The 20,281-nt window shown below is 70.7% G+C and carries 16 protein-coding genes; 10 read left to right on the top strand and 6 right to left on the bottom strand.

Annotated elements, in window-relative coordinates; genetic code table 11:
• Positions 1-10 precede the first annotated feature (10 nt).
• Both ACXR8F_RS08070 and ACXR8F_RS08075 read left to right on the top strand, forming a co-directional pair.
• Positions 11-718, top strand: a complete 708-nt coding sequence (locus ACXR8F_RS08070; protein WP_458799595.1) for an NUDIX domain-containing protein — start codon at positions 11-13, stop codon at positions 716-718.
• Positions 649-1,194, top strand: coding sequence for a YchJ family protein (locus tag ACXR8F_RS08075; protein ID WP_458799597.1), 546 nt, complete (start codon positions 649-651; stop codon positions 1,192-1,194). Before ACXR8F_RS08070 ends, ACXR8F_RS08075 begins: the two co-directional genes overlap by 70 nt.
• Here the strand turns inward: ACXR8F_RS08075 and ACXR8F_RS08080 are convergent.
• Positions 1,093-2,130 carry an EamA family transporter gene (locus ACXR8F_RS08080; protein ID WP_458799599.1) on the bottom strand — a complete coding sequence of 346 codons (1,038 nt, stop codon included), beginning with the start codon at positions 2,128-2,130 and terminating at the stop codon, positions 1,093-1,095. The genes ACXR8F_RS08075 and ACXR8F_RS08080 overlap by 102 nt on opposite strands.
• Before the next feature lie 73 nt (positions 2,131-2,203).
• On the opposite strand from ACXR8F_RS08080, the gene ACXR8F_RS08085 reads away from it, so the two are divergent.
• The gene (locus ACXR8F_RS08085) at positions 2,204-3,118 is read left to right on the top strand and encodes a LysR family transcriptional regulator (protein WP_458799601.1); all 915 of its coding nucleotides are present in this window, start codon (positions 2,204-2,206) and stop codon (positions 3,116-3,118) included.
• 12 nt (positions 3,119-3,130) lie between these two features.
• On the opposite strand, the gene helR is transcribed toward ACXR8F_RS08085, so the two are convergent.
• Together helR and ACXR8F_RS08095 are read right to left on the bottom strand one after the other, a co-directional pair.
• Positions 3,131-5,281: an RNA polymerase recycling motor ATPase HelR gene (helR, locus tag ACXR8F_RS08090; RefSeq protein ID WP_458799603.1), complete on the bottom strand. Its 2,151-nt coding sequence runs from the start codon at positions 5,279-5,281 to the stop codon at positions 3,131-3,133.
• A gap of 149 nt (positions 5,282-5,430) precedes the next feature.
• Positions 5,431-6,519, bottom strand: coding sequence for an acyltransferase family protein (locus tag ACXR8F_RS08095; RefSeq protein ID WP_458799605.1), 1,089 nt, complete (start codon positions 6,517-6,519; stop codon positions 5,431-5,433).
• Positions 6,520-6,655: 136 nt separating this feature from the next.
• On the opposite strand from ACXR8F_RS08095, the gene aspS reads away from it, so the two are divergent.
• On the top strand, positions 6,656-8,485 hold the full coding sequence (gene aspS / locus ACXR8F_RS08100; protein ID WP_458799607.1) for an aspartate--tRNA ligase: 1,830 nt from the start codon (positions 6,656-6,658) through the stop codon (positions 8,483-8,485).
• Between the two features lie 18 nt (positions 8,486-8,503).
• Here aspS and ACXR8F_RS08105 read toward each other — a convergent pair whose 3' ends face one another.
• The 3 genes from ACXR8F_RS08105 to ACXR8F_RS08115 all read right to left on the bottom strand — a co-directional run bounded on the left by ACXR8F_RS08105 (position 8,504) and on the right by ACXR8F_RS08115 (position 12,272).
• Entirely contained in the window at positions 8,504-9,190 is a 687-nt protein-coding gene (locus ACXR8F_RS08105; protein WP_045192239.1) for a DUF427 domain-containing protein, read from the bottom strand.
• A gap of 104 nt (positions 9,191-9,294) precedes the next feature.
• Positions 9,295-10,074, bottom strand: a complete 780-nt coding sequence (locus ACXR8F_RS08110; protein WP_458799609.1) for a GNAT family N-acetyltransferase — start codon at positions 10,072-10,074, stop codon at positions 9,295-9,297.
• Positions 10,071-12,272 carry an MMPL family transporter gene (locus tag ACXR8F_RS08115; protein WP_458799611.1) on the bottom strand — a complete coding sequence of 734 codons (2,202 nt, stop codon included), beginning with the start codon at positions 12,270-12,272 and terminating at the stop codon, positions 10,071-10,073. Before ACXR8F_RS08115 ends, ACXR8F_RS08110 begins: the two co-directional genes overlap by 4 nt.
• A gap of 20 nt (positions 12,273-12,292) precedes the next feature.
• Here ACXR8F_RS08115 and ACXR8F_RS08120 point away from each other — a divergent pair, with 20 nt between their 5' ends.
• From ACXR8F_RS08120 to ACXR8F_RS08145, 6 genes are all read left to right on the top strand, one after another.
• Complete coding sequence (locus tag ACXR8F_RS08120) at positions 12,293-13,693, top strand: replication-associated recombination protein A (RefSeq protein WP_458799613.1); 1,401 nt, start codon at positions 12,293-12,295, stop codon at positions 13,691-13,693.
• Between the two features lie 270 nt (positions 13,694-13,963).
• On the top strand, positions 13,964-14,995 hold the full coding sequence (locus ACXR8F_RS08125) for an ABC transporter permease (protein WP_458799615.1): 1,032 nt from the start codon (positions 13,964-13,966) through the stop codon (positions 14,993-14,995).
• A gap of 71 nt (positions 14,996-15,066) precedes the next feature.
• The gene (locus ACXR8F_RS08130) at positions 15,067-16,848 is read left to right on the top strand and encodes an ABC transporter substrate-binding protein (RefSeq protein ID WP_458799617.1); all 1,782 of its coding nucleotides are present in this window, start codon (positions 15,067-15,069) and stop codon (positions 16,846-16,848) included.
• A 114-nt stretch (positions 16,849-16,962) separates the two neighbouring features.
• Positions 16,963-17,949, top strand: a complete 987-nt coding sequence (locus tag ACXR8F_RS08135) for an ABC transporter permease (protein ID WP_458799619.1) — start codon at positions 16,963-16,965, stop codon at positions 17,947-17,949.
• The gene (locus ACXR8F_RS08140; RefSeq protein WP_458799621.1) at positions 17,946-19,016 is read left to right on the top strand and encodes an ABC transporter ATP-binding protein; all 1,071 of its coding nucleotides are present in this window, start codon (positions 17,946-17,948) and stop codon (positions 19,014-19,016) included. The genes ACXR8F_RS08135 and ACXR8F_RS08140 overlap by 4 nt, the downstream gene beginning before the upstream one ends.
• The gene (locus tag ACXR8F_RS08145; protein ID WP_458799623.1) at positions 19,013-20,059 is read left to right on the top strand and encodes an ABC transporter ATP-binding protein; all 1,047 of its coding nucleotides are present in this window, start codon (positions 19,013-19,015) and stop codon (positions 20,057-20,059) included. The genes ACXR8F_RS08140 and ACXR8F_RS08145 overlap by 4 nt, the downstream gene beginning before the upstream one ends.
• Positions 20,060-20,281 lie beyond the last annotated feature (222 nt).

Genomic DNA, 20,281 nt, shown 5'->3' on the forward strand with positions numbered 1-20,281 from the left:
GGAGCAGCGGTTGAGCCTCGGCGCGCCCATCGGCACCGGCAGCGACATCGTCGAGGAGTGGGCCGCCGAGCCCGTCCTCGAGTCGTCGACCCCGTTCGAGGGGATGATCTTCGACGTCGTGCGCGAGCGCGTCGACCTCGGCGTTGGGGGTGTCGTCACCCGTGACTTCGTGACGCACCCCGGCGCGGTCGCCATCCTCGCCCTGCGCGAGGTCGAGGGCGTGGACCACGTGCTGCTCATCAGGCAGTACCGCCACGCGAGCGGCGGGCACGTCTGGGAGCTGCCGGCCGGTCTGCTCGACGTGGCGGGTGAGCCGCCGCGCGACGCGGCCGCCCGCGAGCTCGCCGAGGAGGTCGACCTCGTCGCGGACGAGTGGCACGTGCTCGCCGACGACGTCACGTCGCCGGGCGCCTTCCCCGAGACCGTACGCATCTTCCTCGCCCGCGGCCTGAGTGACGTCCCCGAGGCCGAGGCGCACCAGCGCACCGCCGAGGAGCTCACGCTGCGGCCGCTGTGGGTTTCCCTCGACGACGCCGTCGACGCCGCGCTCACGGGGCGCATCAGCAACTCCGCCACGCTCGTCGGACTCCTCAGCGCCGGACTGTCGAAGAGCCGCGGCTGGTCGACGCTGCGACCCCACGACGCCCCGTGGCCCGCCCGCGAGGCGCAGGCCACCTCGGCCACCTCGTCGGCCTCGTCGGCCTCGTCGACACCGTGAGCGGCTCGTCCGCCGGTGGTTCCTCCGGTCGCTCCGGCCGTTCCTTCGGCGGTGGTCGTAGTGGTGGTGGCACGACTCCCGTCCGCGGCTGCCCGTGCGGCAGCGGGACGGCATACGCCCTGTGCTGCGGGCCGGTGCTCGCCGGCGAACGCGACGCTGCCACGGCAGAGGAGCTGATGCGCTCGCGCTACACGGCCTTCGCCACGGGCGACGTCGACCACCTCGTGCGCACATGGCACCCGCGCACGCGTCCCGAGGTGCTCGAGCTCGACCCGTCGACGACGTGGACGGGCCTCACCGTCGTCCGCACCGAGCGCGGCGCCGCCGCCGACGACGAGGGTGTCGTCGAGTTCGTCGCCGGGTTCGAGGAACCGTCAGCCGCCAACGGACGAGCGGCGACGGGTCGCCTGCACGAGCTCAGCCGTTTCGCCCGGCGTGCCGGCCGCTGGGTCTATCTCGACGGCGACCAGCGCTGAGCCGTCGCCCGGCCGGCCCGCCGTCGCGCCACGACGCCCGGCTCGCAGCACCGCGACCGCGACGCCGCCGAGGAGCACCAGCCCCCCGACGATCTCGAGGGCGTGCGGCCGCTCGTCGTAGACGAGTGCGGCAGCCGCCATGCCGAACACCGGCACGAGCATCGCGAACGGTGTGACCCTGGCGACGGGGTGGCGGCTGAGCAGCGTGTTCCAGATGCCGTAGCCGACGAGCGACGAGAGGTATGCCGTGTAGGCCGTCGACAGCACGGCGGACCACTGGACGTTGCCGAGCGCGTGCCCGGTGGCAGCCGGTCCCTCGAAGACGAGGGAGAGGGCGAGGGCGGGAACCGGGACGACGAGACCCGACCACACCGTGACGCCCAGGCCGGAGCCCAGGCCGGAGCCCAGGCCGGAGCCCGCGCCGGTGAGCGAGCCGGAGCGCGAGCCGGCCCGACGGGTCAGCACGTTCCCGACAGCCCACGAGACGGCTGCCAGGACGAGCACCAGGAGGGGGAGCACCGGGGCGCTCAGGCCACGACCGACCGCGATGGTGACCAGCCCCGCACCGCCGAGGGCCACGCCGACGCGCTGGGCCACCGATGGCCGCTCGCGCAGCCACAGGGCGGCGATGACGACGGTGAGGAGCACCTGCGCCTGGAGCACGAGCGACGAGAGACCGGGCGGCATCCCGAGCTCGAGGGCCAGGTACATGAGGGCGAACTGCCCGAGGCTCGTGAAGACGCCGATCAGGGCCAGGTCGCGCCAGGGCAGACCGGGACGGCGCACGAAGAAGACAGCGGGCACGCACACGACGACGAACCGCACCGCGAGGAAGAGCAGGGGTGGCACCGAGTCGAGGCCCGTGCGGATCGCGACGAAGTTCGTGCCCCAGATGATCGCGACGAGGACGGCGAGAGCGGTGTCACGAGGGCGCATGTCCACCATCGTGGGGGCGTGGACCGTTCACGTCCATCAAACTGTCATGACGTCGACTGTGTAGCATCGCTGCATGATCGATCCGGTGGCCCTGCGTTCGCTCGTCGCCGTCGAGACGCACGGCTCGGTCGGGGCCGCCGCGGCCGCCCTCGACTACACGCCCAGTGCCGTCTCACAGCAGATCAAGCGGCTCGAGGTCCAGACCGGCGTCCAGCTGCTCGAGCGTCAGGGTCGCGGGGTGCTGCTCACCGAAGCCGGTCGCACCCTGACCGAGTCGGCCCGCGACCTGCTCTCGCACATGGAACGCCTCGAGTCCCGGTTGCACGGCGTCAGCGGCGAGGCGGTGGGCACGGTGCGGCTCGCGACGTTCGCCACGGCATACCGGGGCATCGTGGTGGGCGCCCTGGCCCGGCTGCGCGAACAGGCCCCCGGCGTGACGGTGCGCCCCGACGAGATCGACCCGTGGGACGCCGTCGACGCCGTGGCGTCCGGGTCGCACGACCTCGCGCTCGTGCACAACTGGGAGCCCCTGCCGCTCGCGATCCCCGACCACCTCGAGGTGCGTCACCTCGGGCGCGACCGGGCCGACGTCCTGGTCCCCGCCGGCCACCGTCTCGCCCGCGCGACGAGCATCGGCGTCGGTGACGTGCTCGACGAGCAGTGGGCCAGCGTCGCACCCGGCTCGATCTGCCACCAGTGGCTCCAGAAGATGTACTTCGACGTGGGTCGTGCGCCGCGCATCGGCCACGTCGCCCTGGAGTTCGCCACCCACGTGGCCCTCGTCGCAGGCGGCGAGGCCATCGCGCTGGTGCCCCGGCTCGGCCGAGGCCCCCTGCCCGACGGCGTCGTCGCGGTGCCCATCGTCGACCCAGTCTCGGAACGAACCGTGAGCCTGGTCTGGCGCCGCACCATGACAGCCAGCCCAGCCCTCGCTGCGGTCACGGAATCCCTTGCCGCAGAGGGCTCCCGGGACCTGGCGCCTGTCTAGCCGACCGCGTCGTCACTCGAGCACGACGAGCTGCTGGGTGGCCCGGGTCATCGCGACGTAGTGGTCGACCGCGCCCTCGATCCCCACGCCGAACGATTCCGGCGCGACGAGCACCACGAGGTCGAACTCGAGACCCTTCGAGAGCTCGGGCGTGAGGGACTGGACCCGGGGGCGTGGGGCGAACGACGGGTCACCGATGACGCAGGCCACGCCGTCGTCGTGCTCGGCGAGCCAGCGCCCGACGACCGTCTCGAGGGCGGCCCGCGACCCGTGCACGACGGGCACCCCGCTCCGGCGGATCGAGGTCGGGACGTTGGCGTCGGGCAGGACCGCGCGGATGACCGGCTCGGCCTCGGCCATGACCTCCTCGGGCGTGCGGTAGTTGATGCTGAGCGAGCGCATGGAGACGCGGTCGAGGCCGACCCGCGCGAGCCGCTCCTCCCACGACTCGGTGAAGCCGTGCCGGGCCTGCGCGCGGTCGCCGACGATGGTGAGGCTGCGTGAGGGGCAGCGCGCGAGCAGCATCTGCCACTCGGCGTCGGTGAGCTCCTGCGCCTCGTCCACGACGACGTGTGCGAACGGTCCGGCGAGCAGGTCGGGGTCGGCGCCGCCGCCGTCGCCGTCGTCGAGGGCGCCCCGCAGGTCCTCTCCGCGCAACATCGACATGAGGTGCATCTCGGAGTCGTCGCTGGCGATGAGGTGCTCGACCACCTTGGCCATCTCGTCGCGCTCGGCCGCCACGGCCGCCTCGTGACGGCGGCGGCGGGCAGACACCTCGGGGTCGCCCAGCCGCTGGCGGGCGGCGTCGAGCAGGGGCAGGTCGGACACCGTCCACGCGGTGGGTTCGGCCCGCTGGAGGGCGCGCACCTGCCGGGCCGTGAGGGACGGGGCGCAGCGACGCAGGTACGCCGGGACCGTCCACAGGTCGCCCACCAGCTCGGCGGCGTCGAGCATGGGCCACGCCCGGGCCAGGGCGGTGCGGAGGCCTCGGTCGCGCTCGACCGAGGCCCGGACCATCTCGGGAGTCGCCTCCTCGTCGTCGTGCCGGTCGACGACGATCGTCACGAGCTCGTCCCAGATCACGTCGCGCGCCTCGTTGTGCGGCGTGCCGGGGGAGGGGGCGTCGAACGCGGCGGCCCAGTCGTCGGGTCCGAGCACGACGTCGTCCCAGGGCGTCGAGACCTCGACGCGCTCGGTGGGTGGCTCCTCGTAGAGCCGGACGGCCGGGTCGATGGCCCGCACCAGCTCGAGCGAGGCCTTGAGCCGGGCGACCTCCGGGTCCGTCTCGGTGGTGGCCGTCGCGCCCTCGGGCACGAGGTCACGCAGGGTGCAGGTCTGCACGCCCTCCTCGCCGAGGCTCGGCAGCACGTCGGAGACGTAGGCGAGGTACGGCTCGTGGGGTCCGACGAAGAGCACGCCGCCGCGTCGGTGCCCGAGACGCGGGTCGGCGTAGAGCAGGTATGCCGTCCGGTGCAGCGCGACGACGGTCTTTCCCGTGCCGGGACCGCCGTCCACGACGAGCGGCCCCCGGGACCCGGCGCGCACGATGGCGTCCTGGTCGGCCTGGATGGTGCCGAGCACGTCGCGCATCCGGGCGGACCGGTTGGCGCCGAGGCTCGCGACGAACGCCGACTGGTCGTCGAGGGCTGCGTGGTGGTCGATGCCGTCCTCGACGAAGACCTCGTCCCAGTAGTCGCTGACACGCCCCCGGGTCCACCGGTAGCGGCGCCGGTTGGCCAGCCCCATCGGGTTGCCGTGGGTGGCGCCGAAGAAGGGCTCGGCGGCGGGGGAGCGCCAGTCGACGAGGAGCCGCCGGCCGTCCTCGTCGGTGAGGCCGAAGCGGCCCACATAGACCGGTTCCGCACTGTCCGTGTCGTCCTGGGCCACCATGCGGCCCAGGGTGAGGTCGATGCCGTAGCGCCGCAGCGCACGCAGGCGCGCCGTGAGGCGGTGCACCTCCTGGTCGCGCTCGAGCGCGGTCTGGCCGTGTCCGGCGGGTGCGCGGCGCACCGCATCCAGCCGGTCGGACAGCTCGGCGACGGTTTGCTCGAGGCTGCGGGCGATGGCGGCGAAGTGCGCCTCGTCGCCGGCGATGAGCACGGGGTCGGACTTGTGGGCGAGGTGGGCGGGAAGGTCGAAGGCGTCGGTGGTCAGAGGTGTCACGCGTGCTCCGCTCCGGAGTTGCGACCAAAGGTGGACCGTGATTCTGGACCACGAGCCGGGCCTTGCCGCAAGGCCCCCCGTGCGCTATACCTTGGAGTGGAGGGGCCTTACGAATCCCTCCTTTCGCTGTCCGGCGCTGCCGACGGCGCTCAGCTGGTGACGGGCGCGGACGCCTCATCTGCGTCGCGGCGTGCGTCGAGGGCAGCCTGCTGGCGCTTGGATGGCTGGTCGAGGCGCAGCGGACCGCGGAGTCGGCCGAGCGGCTTCTCGACGAGCACCCACGACAGCCACGAGATGAGGATCGCAGCGGCGATGAGCACGAGGTTGCGCGGCGTCGAGTGCTCTCCGAGCAGCTTGCTGTTGATGAGCGTCTGGTGCCAAAGGTAGAGCGCGTAGCTGATCGTCCCGAAAAAGACCATGAACCGAGAGCCGACGAAACGCGAGTGGCCGGTCACTGCCGAGTAGACGAGCCACAGGCCGATGAGGGCAAAGACCGCGCCGAGCGGGCGGAACAGGGGGTGGTCCACCGAGAGAGCCCGGCCCGGGAACGACGACAGAGCCACGAGGACGACGAACGGCACCGCCGGGTTGGTCGCGGGTAGGCCGACCCCGCGCGACCTGAGGTGCGCGAGCGCGAAGGCGAGGCACACACCGAGGAGAAGCGCGAACGCGTTCGTCTCGGTCGAGATGTCGAGGCGCACCGACGAGCCCTGCGTCCACACGCTGTAGAACGTAGCGACCGCGGCGAGGGTGAGCACGATCGTCAGCGCCTTGGAGCGGAACCACCGGACGATGACGATGAAGAGCGTCGGCCAGATGACGTAGAACTGCTCCTCGACCGACAGCGACCATAGGTGGTTGAGCACACCAAGATCGGTGCCGAGGATTCGCACGTAATTGCCCACGTACAGGATCGAGGCGAGCGCCTGCACGGGATAGTGCGTCAGGGTTTGGGGGTTGGTCGATGCGAGCAGCACTGGCACGGCCGCGAGCAGCAGCACGAGGGCCGGTAGGAGGCGCAGCGCCCGGCGACCCCAGAACCGCCAGAGGCTGAGCACGCTGTAACGATCGTGCTCGCGGATGAGGAGGCTCGTGATGAGGTAGCCGGATAGCACAAAGAAGAGGGTGACGCCCGAGAGGCCACCCCAACGCACAGGGAGTCCCGAGTGGGCGGCCACGACGAGCAAGATCGCCAGGCCGCGGACGCCGTCGAGGTCCCGATTCCGCGAGTGCTGCATGGCGGGCAAGTCTAGGGCGTGCGTGGACGGGGCCCGTACCCGCACACCGTAGGATTGGGGGTCGGTGCCCGCCGAGGTGGGCACCGCGCGACGCCCACGGCGCGTTCAACCCCCGCCCGTCCCGGAAGGATTTTCCGTGCTCCGCACTCACGAGGCCGGCACGCTCCGTGCCGACCACGCAGGTCAGACCGTCACCCTCACCGGCTGGGTGGCGCGGCGTCGAGACCACGGTGGGGTCGCCTTCCTCGACCTGCGGGACGCCTCGGGGGTCGCCCAGGTCGTCGCGCGCGACGAGGTGCTCGCCCAGGGCGGCGCGCACGACGTGCGCAACGAGTACTGCGTCAAGGTGGTCGGCGAGGTGCGCGAACGTCCCGAGGGCAACGCGAACCCCGACCTGCCGACCGGCGACATCGAGGTCATCGTCAGCGAGCTCGCGGTGCTCAACGCCGCGGCCCCGCTGCCGTTCCAGATCGACGAGCGCGTGACGGTCGGCGAGGAGGCCCGCCTCAAGCACCGCTACCTCGACCTGCGGCGCCCCGGCGCCAGCTCGGCCGGCTCGGCGATCCGACTGCGGTCCAAGGTCAACGCCGCTGCCCGCAAGGTGCTCGGCGGACGTGACTTCGTCGAGATCGAGACGCCCACCCTCACCCGCTCGACGCCCGAGGGTGCGCGCGACTTCCTCGTGCCGGCCCGCCTCGCGCCCGGCTCGTGGTACGCCCTGCCGCAGAGCCCGCAGCTGTTCAAGCAGCTGCTCATGGTCGCCGGCATGGAGCGCTACTACCAGATCGCGCGCTGCTACCGCGACGAGGACTTCCGCGCCGACCGCCAGCCCGAGTTCACCCAGCTCGACATCGAGATGAGCTTCGTCGAGCAGGCCGACGTCATCGAGCTCGGCGAGGCGATCGTCCGCGAGATCTGGTCGCTCATCGGCGTCGACCTCACCACGCCCTTCCTGCAGATGACCTACGCCGAGGCGATGGCCCGCTACGGCTCCGACAAGCCCGACCTGCGCTTCGGCAACGAGCTCGTCGAGTGCACCGACTACTTCACGGATACGACCTTCCGGGTGTTCCAGGCCGAGTACGTCGGCGCCGTCGTCATGCCCGGCGGCGCGAGCCAGCCGCGCAAGCAGCTCGACGCGTGGCAGGAGTGGGCCAAGCAGCGCGGCGCGCGCGGGCTCGCGTACGTCCTCGTCCAGGAGGACGGCCAGCTCGGTGGCCCCGTCGCCAAGAACCTCACGGACGCCGAGCGCGAGGGTCTGGCGGCGCACGTCGGCGCCCAGCCCGGCGACTGCATCTTCTTCGCGGCCGGCGCGACGAAGGCGAGCCGTGCGCTCCTCGGTGCCGCACGCCTCGAGATCGGCCGCCGGTGCGAGCTCATCGACGAGGACGCGTGGAGCTTCCTCTGGGTGCTCGATGCTCCGCTCTTCGAGCCGGCCGCCGACGCCACCGCGTCGGGGGACGTCGCCCTCGGCTACAGCGCCTGGACCGCGGTGCACCACGCGTTCACCTCGCCGAAGAAGGAGTTCGAGGACACCTTCGACACCGACCCCGGCTCGGCGCTCGCCTACGCGTACGACATGGTCTGCAACGGCAACGAGATCGGTGGCGGCTCGATCCGTATCCACCGCCGCGACGTGCAGGAGCGCGTGTTCAAGGTGATGGGCATCTCCGAAGAGGAGGCCCAGGAGAAGTTCGGCTTCCTCCTCGAGGCCTTCCAGTTCGGCGCCCCGCCGCACGGCGGCATCGCGTTCGGCTGGGACCGCATCGTCTCGCTGCTGGCCCGCACCGACTCGATCCGCGACGTCATCGCCTTCCCGAAGTCCGGTGGCGGCTACGATCCGCTGACTGCGGCGCCGGCGCCGATCACCCCGGCCCAGCGCAAGGAGGCCGGTGTCGACGCGAGGCCGGCAGCCACCGCTCCGGCTCCGCAGGGGGCGCCCGAGGTCAGCCCGAACCGCAGCTGAGCCCGGCCCTGGAACCCGTCACGCGTCGGCGGGGCGCGGGCCGGTGAAGCCGTGCTCGCGCACGCCGTCGACAGTGGTCACGGTCCGCTCGGCCCAGAAGCAGAGCAGGTCGCGCACCGGCTCGGCCTCGCGCAACGGGCTGCGGTAGCACCAGGCGATGTCGCGGCCGTTGTCGCCCTCCGCGCTCAGGTACGAGGCATGACCCTTGTAGGCGCACGTCGTCCTCGTGTCGCTCGGCACGAGGAGGTCGGTGTGCACGTCGTGTGCGGGCAGGTACCAGCGCGTCGGCAGGCCCGTCTCGAAGAGCGCGACGGGCCGGCGGGAGTGCGCGAGCTCGACGCCGTCGAGCTCGACCCTCACCTCGCGGGTGCTGTGCAGGATGTCGATGCGGGCGAACGGGTCGTGCGGGTGACCGACGACCGGTTCGTCCTCCTCGAGCCAGTCGAAGTCGCCGAAGGGCAGCAGCACGTGGCCCTCGACGCCTTCACCCTCGAGGACCACAGCCCCGTCGGGGAGGCTGTCGGGCAGGGCGGCCCGTGGCACGGCGTACTGCGGGACGACGTGGCGGGGGAGCCACACCACCAGCGCCTCGGTGGTGTCGCAGAGGGCGGCGCCGTCGCGGCTGGCCCGCAGGCGCTTGGCGGTGGAGGCGTAGCGCAGCCGGGCGCGCTGCTCCAGCTGCTGGGCACGCAGGTCGATCGTCATCGCTCCAGCATCCTCGCGGGTCGACGACGCCGACAAGGCCGACCGGGCCGACCCGGGCCGACCAGGCCGACCAGGCCGACCAGGGCGGCGAGGCCGGCCACGGCTCAGCGGCGCACGACCACGGGGCGGCTCGCCCAGGCGCAGACCCGCTCGTAGCCGAGCGAGAGGTAGAGCCGGCGTGCGACGTCGTTGTGAGAGTACATGCCGAGCGTGCAGACGCCCGCCTCGGCGACCGCCATTCGGGTGAGCGCGCCGACGATCGTGCGGCCGAGCCCTCGCCCCCGCTGCTGCGCGTCCACGGCGACCGACGAGAGGTGTGGCGCCCCGCCGCGCGTCGCGCCCCAGGCGGCCACGGCCACCAGACGATCGGGTCGCCCGGCCGCGCCCGGCTCCTCGACCGCGAACCACCGCTCGCCGCCACCCGGCGCGGTGTCGGCCGTGGGGGAGTGGGCCACCAGGAAGGCGCGCACCTCGTCGGCCCGCCCGACGTCGTCGAGGGGCCGCACGAGGTCATGCGCCGGGGCGGCCGGAGGGCCCGCCGTGGTGTGGAACCACTCCCAGTCGCCGCCCTGCAGCACCCGGTAGCGCTGACGTAGGAGCAGCTCGAGATGCTGGGGAACACTGACGGAGAAGGCTTTTCGTGTCGGGTCGACCTCGTCGGCGATCTGTGGGAGGGCGTCGATCAAGGCAGCGACGCCCCCGTCGTCCCCCAGCACGTTCACGGTGCGACGGACCGCCTTGCGGGTGCGCTGGAAGGCGACAGCGCCCGGCACGCTCCACCAGGTGTCGGCGAGCTCCTCGGTGACCTCCCAGCGGACGAAGGGATGGTCGCCGGTGCGGCGCAGCAGCTCGGTGAGACCGTGCCCGGTGACGACCGCCGTCACTCCGTGATCCCGAACCGGTCGTGCACGCGTCGCAGCGGCGCCGGCGCCCACCAGTTCCAGCGCCCGAGCAGCGTCATCGTGGCCGGCACCAGGAGCATCCGCACGAGCGTGGCGTCGATGGCCACCGCGGCGACGAGGGCCACGCCCATCTGCTTGATGATGAGGATGTCACCGGCTACGAAGCCCGCGAAGACGATGACGATGAGCAGGGCCGCCGAAGTGATGATCCGGCCCGTGCGCTGCAGACCAAGCGACACGGCGCGGTCGTTGACGGCCCCGTGCCGGTGGAACTCGACGATGCGCGAGAGCAGGAAGACCTCGTAGTCCATGGACAGCCCGAAGCCGAACGCGAGCACGAGGAAGGGGACCATGGACTCGACGGCCCCGACGGACGAGAAGCCGAGCAGCCCCTCCAGGTGGCCCTCCTGGAAGATCCACACGACCACGCCCAGGGCGGCACCGAGCGAGATGAGGTTAAGCAGCAGGGCCTTGAGTGGCACCACGACCGAGCCGGTCATCAGGAAGAGCAGCACGAACGTGCCGAGCACGACCAGCCCGACGGCATACGGGGCGCGGGCCGACATCGAGTCGAGGAAGTCGATCTGACCGGCCGCCTGTCCGGTCGTCAGCGTCTCGAACGGGGCGGTGCTGTCGCGCACCGCGGTGACGAGGTCCTGCGCCTGGTCGGAGGTCGGGCCACCCGCCACCCGCAGGTCGACGCGCTGGTGCGTGGCGCCGAGGGGCTGCACGGTGACGCTCTCGACACCGGGTGAGGTGCGGAACCCGTCGGCCCAGGCCGTGACCGCGTTGCGGTCGGGCGATGCGGCGACCACCGTCACCTCGGGTGCCGTGAGGGCCGGGTAGTCGCGTGCGAGGTCCTCGAAGAAGACACGCTGGTCGGCGCCCTTCGGCAGCAGCTCGGTGCCCGAGGAGGTGAGCTTCATCGACAGGGTGGGGAGCGCCAGCGTCACGAGGACGACGACGGCCGCCGCGATGACGAGGACGGGCCGCCGCTGCACCGCGTGCGCCAGCCGGGAGAAGAGGCCGACGTCGGATGGCCGCTCGACCGCCTTGCGGGAGAGGCGTTTTGCGCCGATGACGCAGAGCGCCGGCACGAGCGTGATCGCGACGACCATGGCGACGAGGACGATGGAGACACCGGCGACCCCGATGGCGCGCATGATCGACGCCTCGAACGTCAGCAGGCCGGCGAGGGCGATCGCCACGGTGAGGCCGGAGAACAGCACGGTGCGTCCCGCGGTCGCCACGGTGCTCTCGGTGGCGTGCGCCACCTCCTCACGGGTCGGCACCTCGTGCTGACGGTGGGCGAGCTCCTCGCGGAACCGGCTCACGGTGAGCAGCCCGTAGTCGATGGAGAGGCCGAGTCCGAGGAGCGTCACGATGTTGACCACCGTCGCGTCGAGCTCGACCGCGTGGGAGAAGCCGAACAGCGAGAGCAGGCCGCCGCCGATCGCCACGACCGCCCCGATGATCGGCATCCCGGCCGCGATGAAGCCACCGAAGACGAAGACCATGACGAGGAACGTCAGCGGCAGCGCGATGCCTTCGCCGCGCAGCAGGTCGCGCTCGACCGTGCTCGTGATCGCGGTGATGACCTTGTCGGAGCTGCCCAGCCGGCCGGTGCCGCCCATCGCGTCCGGCACCGCGAGCAGCGCCTTCTCGGTGGCGGCCTCGGCGGCGTCCTGAGCCTGCTCGTCGAGATCGGGCCGGAAGTCCACGACGGTGACGAAACCGTCGGGTGCGCCGCTGGGGGAGCCGGCCCGCAGCAGCGGCGCGACGGAGGGGTCGGTGGGGCCTCCGGGCGCGAGCAGCGGCGACCGGACGTTCTTGACGCCGGGCACGGCTGCGACCGCGCGGGTGCGCTCGGCGCCGACCGCGACGGCCTTCGCATCCCCGAGGTCGACCCCCGAGACCTGCATCGTCAGGGTCTGCAGCGTCGGGTTGCTCTCGGCGATGACGTCCTGGGCTCGCGAGGCCTCGGAGTCGACGGTCGGGGCGCCGGAGTGGAGGCGTTCGAAGAGGCTCTCGCCGGTGACCCCTCCGACGGCCACGGCGAAGCACGTGACCGCGACGACGACCCAGGCGAGGACCCACGACCGCGGATGGCGGGCGAGCAGCCTTCCGAGGCGGGCCAGTCGCGAGGTCGGGACCGGCCCGGCAGGTGACGGTTTCAGCACGCGGATAGCCTTCCACAGTGATGTCGAACAGCACCGAGGACCTCTTCGGAGCAGCGTCCGCGGCCGAACGCGGTGAGCAGCCGGCGTCGGCCGGTGTGGCGCCGCTCGCCGTCCGGATGCGGCCGCGCACCCTCGACGAGGTGCGGGGCCAGGGCAAGGTGCTGCGCCCCGGAAGCCCGCTGCGCCGCCTCATCGAGGGGTCCGGTGGGGCGGCCGGCCCACTCTCGGCGATCCTCTGGGGCCCGCCCGGCACCGGCAAGACCACCCTGGCGCACCTCGTCGCGACCGTCGCCGACCGACGCTTCGTCGAGCTGTCGGCCGTCACGGCCGGTGTCAAGGACGTGCGGGCGGTCATGGAGGCAGCCGTGCGCGAGCGCGACCTCTACGGCCGCCAGACCGTGCTCTTCCTCGACGAGATCCACCGCTTCACCAAGGCGCAGCAGGACGCGCTGCTGCCCGGGGTCGAGAACCGCACCGTCATCCTCGTCGCCGCGACGACCGAGAACCCGTCGTTCAGCATCATCTCGCCGCTGCTCTCACGCTCCGTCCTCGTCACCCTTGAGTCGCTGTCGGACGAGGAGGTCGGCGACCTGCTCGCGGCAGCGCTGACTGACGAGCGCGGCTTCGACGGCGCCCACACGCTGGCCGCCGACGCGACGGAGCACCTCGTGCGCATCGCCGGGGGAGACGCCCGACGGGCCCTCACCTCCCTCGAGGCTGCGGCCGGTGTGGCCGTCGACGCCCAGCCGGCCGGGCGCCTGTCCGACGAGCCCGTCGAGATCACCCTCGCCCACGTCGAGCAGGCCGTGGCGCAGGCGGCGGTGCGCTACGACCGGGCCGGTGACCAGCACTACGACGTCGCGAGCGCGCTGATCAAGTCGATGCGCGGCAGCGACGTCGATGCGGCCCTGCACTACCTGGCCCGGATGCTCGAGGCGGGGGAGGACCCGCGCTTCATCGCCCGGCGCATCGTCATCTCGGCGAGCGAGGACGTCGGCATGGGTGACCCCACGGCCCTGCAGACCGCTGTGGCGGCCATGCACGCCGTGGCCCAGATCGGCATGCCCGAGGCGCGGATCATCCTCGCCCAGGCGGTGGTGCACAACGCCATGGCGCCCAAGTCCAACGCGGCCTACATCGGCATCAACGAGGCGATCGCCGACGTACGCGCGGGGCGGGGGGGCGTGGTGCCCGCCCACCTGCGCGGGAGCGGGTACGCCGGGGCCGAGCGCCTCGGCCACGGCAAGGGGTACGTCTACGCCCACGACGAGCCCGACGGGGTGGCCGAGCAGCAGTACCTGCCCGACGACCTCCACGACGCCGTCAGCTACTACCGGCCGACCGACCGGGGCTTCGAGGAGCGACTCCGGGCGCGCTGGGAGTGGCTGTCGGGACGGTTGGGACGCACGCGGAGACAGTGACCAGAGGGGCCGCCGAAATGCTCCCGCGGGGTGTTTGTTTCGGGGCCGCTCCGCGGGAACGGACATTGTGTCGCGCAACGGGGGTGCTCGGTAACGATTTGTCATCCATGCGCGTCTCGATGCTTGGACAGCGGGAGTCTCTGTGGCAGGCTCACGACGTCCCAGCGGGGGTGGAGCAGCGACGCTCTGGCCGGTCTCTGGGGCGGTGCGGGTGATGAGACCCTGTGCCGCACGTGATCCCACCAGGATGGAGAAAACGCGTTGAACGCCATGCCGGAGCCCTCAGCGACCGAGCTGAAAGAGGCATCCGATGAGAAGCCTTCGACGACCACCCAGCAGTCCCAGGAGAAGCGCACCGGCCGTTCTCCGGGCCAGGTGGCGTGGTCGCGGCTGAAGCAGGACAAGGTCGCCATCGTCTGCTTCGTCGTCATCGTCTTCTTCATCCTCCTCGCGATCTTCGCCCCGCTCGTCGTCTCGCTCCAGGCCACCGACCCGATCACGAAGACCAAGGCCACGGTGGACGCGGTGCACACCGAGCTCGTCGACTTCAACGGCCTGCCCGAGCAGGGCTCGAGCTCGGCTCACTGGCTCGGCGTCGAGCCCCGCCTCGGCCGCGACCTCTTCGCGCGTTTCGCCTACGGTGCCCGCCCGTCGCTGGTCATCGGGTTCGTCGCCGCGACCGTGTCGACCATCATCGGCGTGACGCTCGGGCTCCTCGCCGGTTACCTCGGCGGCGTCGTCGACAAGGTCATCTCCTGGGTCATCGACTTCTTCCTGTCGCTGCCGATCCTCATTGTCATCGTCGCCGTCGTGCCCCTGATGCAGAAGAGCATCCAGGGCGACGGCAACCTCAGCGCAGAGCAGACGTCCACCATCCGCTTCTGGGTGTTGATCGTGGTGCTCTTCGTCCTCGGGTGGATGGGCCTGGGCCGCCTCGTCCGCGGCGAGGTCAAGAGCCTTCGCGAGCGCGAGTTCGTCCAGGCTGCCCGTGCCATCGGCGTCCCGACCCGCGGCATCCTCTTCCGCGAGGTTCTGCCCAACCTTGTCGGCCCGATCATCGTCTCGGCGTCGATCGCCGTCCCGGCCTACATCACGTACGAGGCCACGCTGAGCTACCTCGGCGTCGGACTGGTCGAGCCCACGGCCTCCTGGGGACGCACCATCGCCGACGCCCAGACCCTCTTCGCCACCTACCCGCTGTGGTTGTGGCCCTCGGTCATCGGCCTGTCGCTGCTGGTCCTCTCGCTCAGCCTGCTCGGCGACTCGATCCGCGACGCCTTCGACCCCACCAGCCGCCGATAACCCCACCCGGGTTCGGTTCACAGATGTTCCCGGCAAAAACGCCGGGACACGCACAAAGGGAGCTAACAACAATGCGCTGGACCAAAGTCCTGACCGTGGGGGCCGCGGCCTCCCTCGGCTTCGTCGCAGCCTGCGGCGCGCCGGCCGCCAACAACGGTGGTGCCGGTGGCACCAATGGCGCCGGCAACGGCGGCGCCGTCGAGGGTGCCTCGGCCGGCCTCATGCCCGACGCCAAGGGCCCGGCCCCGGAGATCCCCGGTGCCAAGAAGGGCGGCATCCTCACGGTTGCCAACTCCGGTGTCCCGGCCACGATGGACCCGAGCGACGAGTTCTACCAGGACTCCGCTGTCATCTTCTCGCTGTCGCACCGCGCGCTCACCACGTTCACGCAGCGTGACGGCAAGACGGTCCTCGTGCCCGACCTCGCGACCGACCTCGGGAAGGCGTCCGAGGACGGCCTGACCTGGACCTTCACGCTCAAGGACGGCATCAAGTTCGAGGACGGCACGCCGGTGAAGGCGGCCGACATCGTCTACGCCGCCAAGCGCTCGTTCGACCCCGACCTCGCGGCGAACGGCCCGACGTACCAGCGCGAGTTCTTCAAGGGCGGTGCCGACTACCAGGGCCCGTTCAAGGGCGACAAGAACTGGAAGGGCGTCGAGGCCCCGGACGACAAGACCGTCGTCTTCCACCTCGAGAAGCGCTTCGAGACGCTTCCGTACTTCGTGTCCTTCAACCAGTTCACGCCGATCCCCGAGGCGAAGGACAAGAAGGCCGACTACAAGCTGCACCCGCTGGCGACCGGCCCCTACATGTTCGACAAGTACACCCCGGGCTCGGAGCTCACGCTCAAGCGCAACCCCAACTGGGACCCCAACACCGACCCGGCGCGTCACAACTACCCGGACGGCTACCACTTCAAGTTCGGTGTCGACACGGTCAAGACGCAGACGGCCATCCTGGCCTCGAACGGCGACGACGCCACGACGCTCAACTGGGAGCCCATTGACACCTCCCTCATCTCGCAGATCGAGGGCGAGAAGAAGTCGCAGTACTCCGAGGGCCCGTCGTCGTGCGTGATCATGGTCAACATGGACGCGACGAAGATCCCGCTTCCCGTGCGCAAGGCGATCGCGGTCGCCTACCCGTTCGACTCGATGCACAAGGCGCTCGGTGAGAGCACGCACTCGTTCTCGCCGGCCAGCACCTTCATCCCGCCGCAGATCGCCGGGTTCCAGAAGTATGAGGCCGAGGCTGCCCCCGGCTTCAAGATGAACGGCCAGGGCGACGGCGACCCCGCCAAGGCCAAGGAGATGCTCGCGGCCGCTGGCTACGGCCCCGACAAGCCCTTCGAGCTCATCTACTACTACACGAACGACGACGACCAGGCCCAGAAGGCCAACCAGGTCCGCAAGCAGAAGCTGCAGGCCGCGGGCTTCAAGGTCACCGACCTCGGTGTGCCCAACGCCGAGCGTCGCAAGCTCATCGGCAAGCCCAAGGGCAAGTACAACATGCTCCAGAGCCCGCGCGGCTGGTGCTTCGACTGGCCGTCCGCCGACTCGATCATCCCGCCCACCGTCGGCACCATCGCCCTCTCGCAGGGTGGTACGACGTTCGGCAACTTCTCGGACGCCAAGATCGACGCCGAGATCAAGCGCATCCAGCAGCTCTCCATCACGGAGCAGGGGCCGGAGTGGGCCAAGATGGACAAGTGGCTCACGGAGAACTACCTCCTCGCCATTCCGGACTACTACGACAAGGGCAACCAGGTCTTCGGCACGAAGGTCAAGAACGTCCACAACAACCCCAACAAGGGCATGCCCGAGATCACCTCGATCTGGATCGACCAGTAAGAGGCAGTGACACCACCCCCTCGGGGGCGGTACCACTGAACTGATAGCCGCGGTGGGGGTCCGGGATGTCCCGGACCCCCACCTACGGCGCCCACCCCGTTCGGAAGGCAACCCGTGCTCACCTACCTCCTCAGGCGGCTGGCCCTCGCCCTGAGCGTCATCCTCGCCACCCTGGTCTCGACCTTCTTGCTGTTCTTCGCCGGGCCGGGAGATCCCGCGCAGGCGATGTGCCCGGAGAGCCGGTGCACCCCCGAGCGACTGGCTCAGATCAGCCGCAGCCTCGGACTCGACAAGCCGCTCGTCTCGCAGTTCACCGACTACTTCCAGGGTCTGATCGTGGGCCGTGACTTCGTCTATGCGGGCGACACGGTGCACTGTGGCGCGCCGTGCCTCGGGTTCTCGTTCGTCACCCGCCAGTCGGTCAACGACGAGCTGTTCACTCGCTTCCCCAACACGGTCGTGCTGGCGCTGATGGCCGCCGTCATCTTCGTGACCGTCGGTGTCACGAGCGGCATCTTCGCCGCCACCCGGCGCGGCACTCCGGCCGACCGCATCGTCGTCGGCGTCTCGCAGGTCATGGGCGCCATGCCGTACTACGTGCTCGCGCTCCTCACGGCCCTCTACCCGGTGGTGCTCTGGGGCCTGCTGCCGCAGTACTCACCGCTGGCGAGCGGCGTCGGCCCGTACCTCGTGGGCATGGTCGCCCCCGCGCTCATCCTCGGGCTCTACACCTCCTCGCAGTACACCCGCTACACCCGCAACTCGATGCTTGACACGTTGTCGATGGACTACATCCGCACGGCTCGGTCCAAGGGCATCTCTGAGCGCACCGTGCTGTTCAAGCACGGCTTCCGCGCCGCGATGAGCCCGATCGCCACGATCCTTGGTCTCGACATGGCCGCGTTGCTCACCGGCACGCTCATCACCGAGCAGATCTTCGGTGTCGACGGCATCGGCCGGCGGACCATCACGGCCTTCCGAGCGCTCGACCTGCCCGTGATCATGGGTAGCGTGCTCATCGGAGCCACGGTCGTCGTCGTGATGAATCTCGTCGTCGACATCGCGTACTCCTTCATCGACCCGCGAGTGAGGCTCTCGTGACCGCGACCGCGAACTCCATCTCCACGCAGACCGCCGAGGCCCGGGACGCCGGCGACGTCGTCCTCGACGTCAACGACCTCTCGGTCGCCTTCCCCACCGAGGAAGGCGTGGTTCGGGCCGTCTCGAACCTGACCTACCAGGCCCGCCTCGGCCGCACCCTCGCGATCGTCGGTGAATCGGGCTCGGGCAAGTCCGTCAGCAGCATGGCGGTGCTCGGCCTGCACAACCCGAAGCGCACCCAGATCACAGGCAGCATCAAGCTCGACGGTCTCGAGCTCGTCGGGGCGCCGGCCTCGACGTTCCAGAAGATCCGCAGCACCAAGGCGGCGATGGTCTTCCAGGACCCGCAGAGCTCGCTGCACCCGTTCCACAAGATCGGCAAGCAGATCGCCGAGGCCTACCAGGCGCACCACAGGGTCAGCAAGCAGATCGCCTACAAGCGCGCGGTCGAGATGCTCGACCTCGTGGGCATCCCGAACCCGCAGCGGCGCGCCAACCAGTACCCCCACGAGTTCTCGGGCGGTATGCGCCAGCGCGCCATGATCGCGCTTGGCCTGGTCAACAACCCGAAGCTGCTCATCGCCGACGAGCCGACGACGGCCCTCGACGTGACGGTGCAGGCGCAGATCCTCGACCTCGTCAACGACCTCCAGAAGGAGTTCGGCTCGGCGGTCATCCTCATCACGCACGACCTCGCGGTCGTCGCCGAGACGGCCGACGACATTCTCGTGATGTACGCCGGCCGTGGCGTCGAGAAGGGCAGCGCGAAGGAGGTGCTCGCGCAGCCGTCCATGCCCTACACGTACGGCTTGCTCCAGTCGCTCCCGTCACACTCCGAGGACCTCGATGAGCTCAAGGCGATCCCGGGCACCCCGCCCAGCCTGCTCAACCTGCCGTCGGGCTGCTCCTTCCACCCGCGCTGCGTCTTCAAGGACCAGGTGCCGGGTGATGCGTGCTTCACGACGCTGCCCGATTTGCGGCCGACGCCAGGCCTGCACAACCGTGAGATCCGCTGCCACCTGGCCGACCCTGTGGCCACGCTGCAGCACGACGAGGGAGTCCGATGAGCGACCAGACGCTGCTGAAGGTCACCGATCTCCAGCGACACTTCCCGTTCCGCGAGGTCCAGGGCCTGAAGATGGTGCGCGCGACGGTCAAGGCCGTCGACGGCATCAGCTTCACGGTCAAGCAGGGCCAGACACTGGGCCTCGTCGGCGAGTCCGGCTGTGGCAAGTCGACGACGTCGCGCCTCGTGACGCGCCTCGACGAGCCCACCGCCGGCACCATCGAGTTCGAGGGACGCGACATCACGCACCTCAAGGAGCGCGAGCTCCGCGGCATCCGCCGCGACGTGCAGATGATCTTCCAGGACCCGTACTCCTCGCTGAACCCGAGGCACACGGTCGGCTCGATCCTCTCGTCCCCGCTCAAGGTGCACGGCCTGCACCAGGGCAAGGAGAAGGCCCGGGTCCAGGAGCTGCTCGAGCTCGTCGGCCTCAACCCCGAGCACATCAACCGCTACCCGTCGGAGTTCTCCGGTGGCCAGCGCCAGCGCATCGGCATCGCCCGCGCGCTCGCCGTCGAGCCGAAGCTCATCATCGCCGACGAGCCGGTCTCGGCCCTCGACGTGTCGATCCAGGCGCAGGTGATGAACCTTCTCGCCAAGCTGCGCAACGAGCTGGACCTCGCGTTCATCTTCGTCGCGCACGACCTCGGCGTCGTGCGGCACTTCTGCGACCAGGTCGCGGTGATGTACCTCGGCAAGATCGTCGAGTACGGCGACAAGAAGAAGATCTACGAGGCTCCCGAGCACCCGTACACCCAGGCCCTGCTGTCGGCGGCGCCCGACATCAACGTCGCGCGCGGCATCGCCCCGAAGGAGCGCATCCGCCTGGTCGGCGACGTGCCGAGCCCCATCGACCCGCCGAGCGGCTGCCGCTTCCGCACCCGGTGCTGGAAGGCTCAGGACATCTGCGCCCAGCAGGAGCCGCCGCTCGTCACGGCAACGGCCGAGGAGTCGACGCGGGCCTTCCGCGAGGGTGGCGTGCACCTCCAGGCCTGCCACTTCCCGGAGGTCAAGACCGACCTCGTCGCCGAGGTGCCGGCCTGACGGTCGCATAGCCCGGACGACCACGTATGCCGCTGGGCCGGCTCCCCGTGCGGGAGCCGGCCCAGCGGCATACCCGGGCAGAGGTGGTGGTGGGACGGGGCGCGCGGGGTCCGTTAGGGTTGAACCACCTCGGCGTGAGCGTGCGCCGACGACCGAAGGACGATGAACGTGGCCCAGAAGGGACCCAGGCGCAGCCGTGTCGACGGCCTGCAGCCGGCGAGG

The organism is Terrabacter sp. AAH1, assembly GCF_054456855.1.

Coding starts and splice junctions, on each gene's coding strand:
- ACXR8F_RS08085 (WP_458799601.1), top strand. CDS start 2,204: ATGATCGATCCGGTGGCCCTGCGTTCGCTCGTCGCCGTCGAGACGCAC.
- ACXR8F_RS08095 (WP_458799605.1), bottom strand. CDS start 6,519: ATGCAGCACTCGCGGAATCGGGACCTCGACGGCGTCCGCGGCCTGGCG.
- ACXR8F_RS08145 (WP_458799623.1), top strand. CDS start 19,013: ATGAGCGACCAGACGCTGCTGAAGGTCACCGATCTCCAGCGACACTTC.
- ACXR8F_RS08125 (WP_458799615.1), top strand. CDS start 13,964: ATGCCGGAGCCCTCAGCGACCGAGCTGAAAGAGGCATCCGATGAGAAG.
- ACXR8F_RS08105 (WP_045192239.1), bottom strand. CDS start 9,190: ATGACGATCGACCTGCGTGCCCAGCAGCTGGAGCAGCGCGCCCGGCTG.
- ACXR8F_RS08120 (WP_458799613.1), top strand. CDS start 12,293: ATGTCGAACAGCACCGAGGACCTCTTCGGAGCAGCGTCCGCGGCCGAA.
- ACXR8F_RS08130 (WP_458799617.1), top strand. CDS start 15,067: ATGCGCTGGACCAAAGTCCTGACCGTGGGGGCCGCGGCCTCCCTCGGC.
- ACXR8F_RS08080 (WP_458799599.1), bottom strand. CDS start 2,130: ATGCGCCCTCGTGACACCGCTCTCGCCGTCCTCGTCGCGATCATCTGG.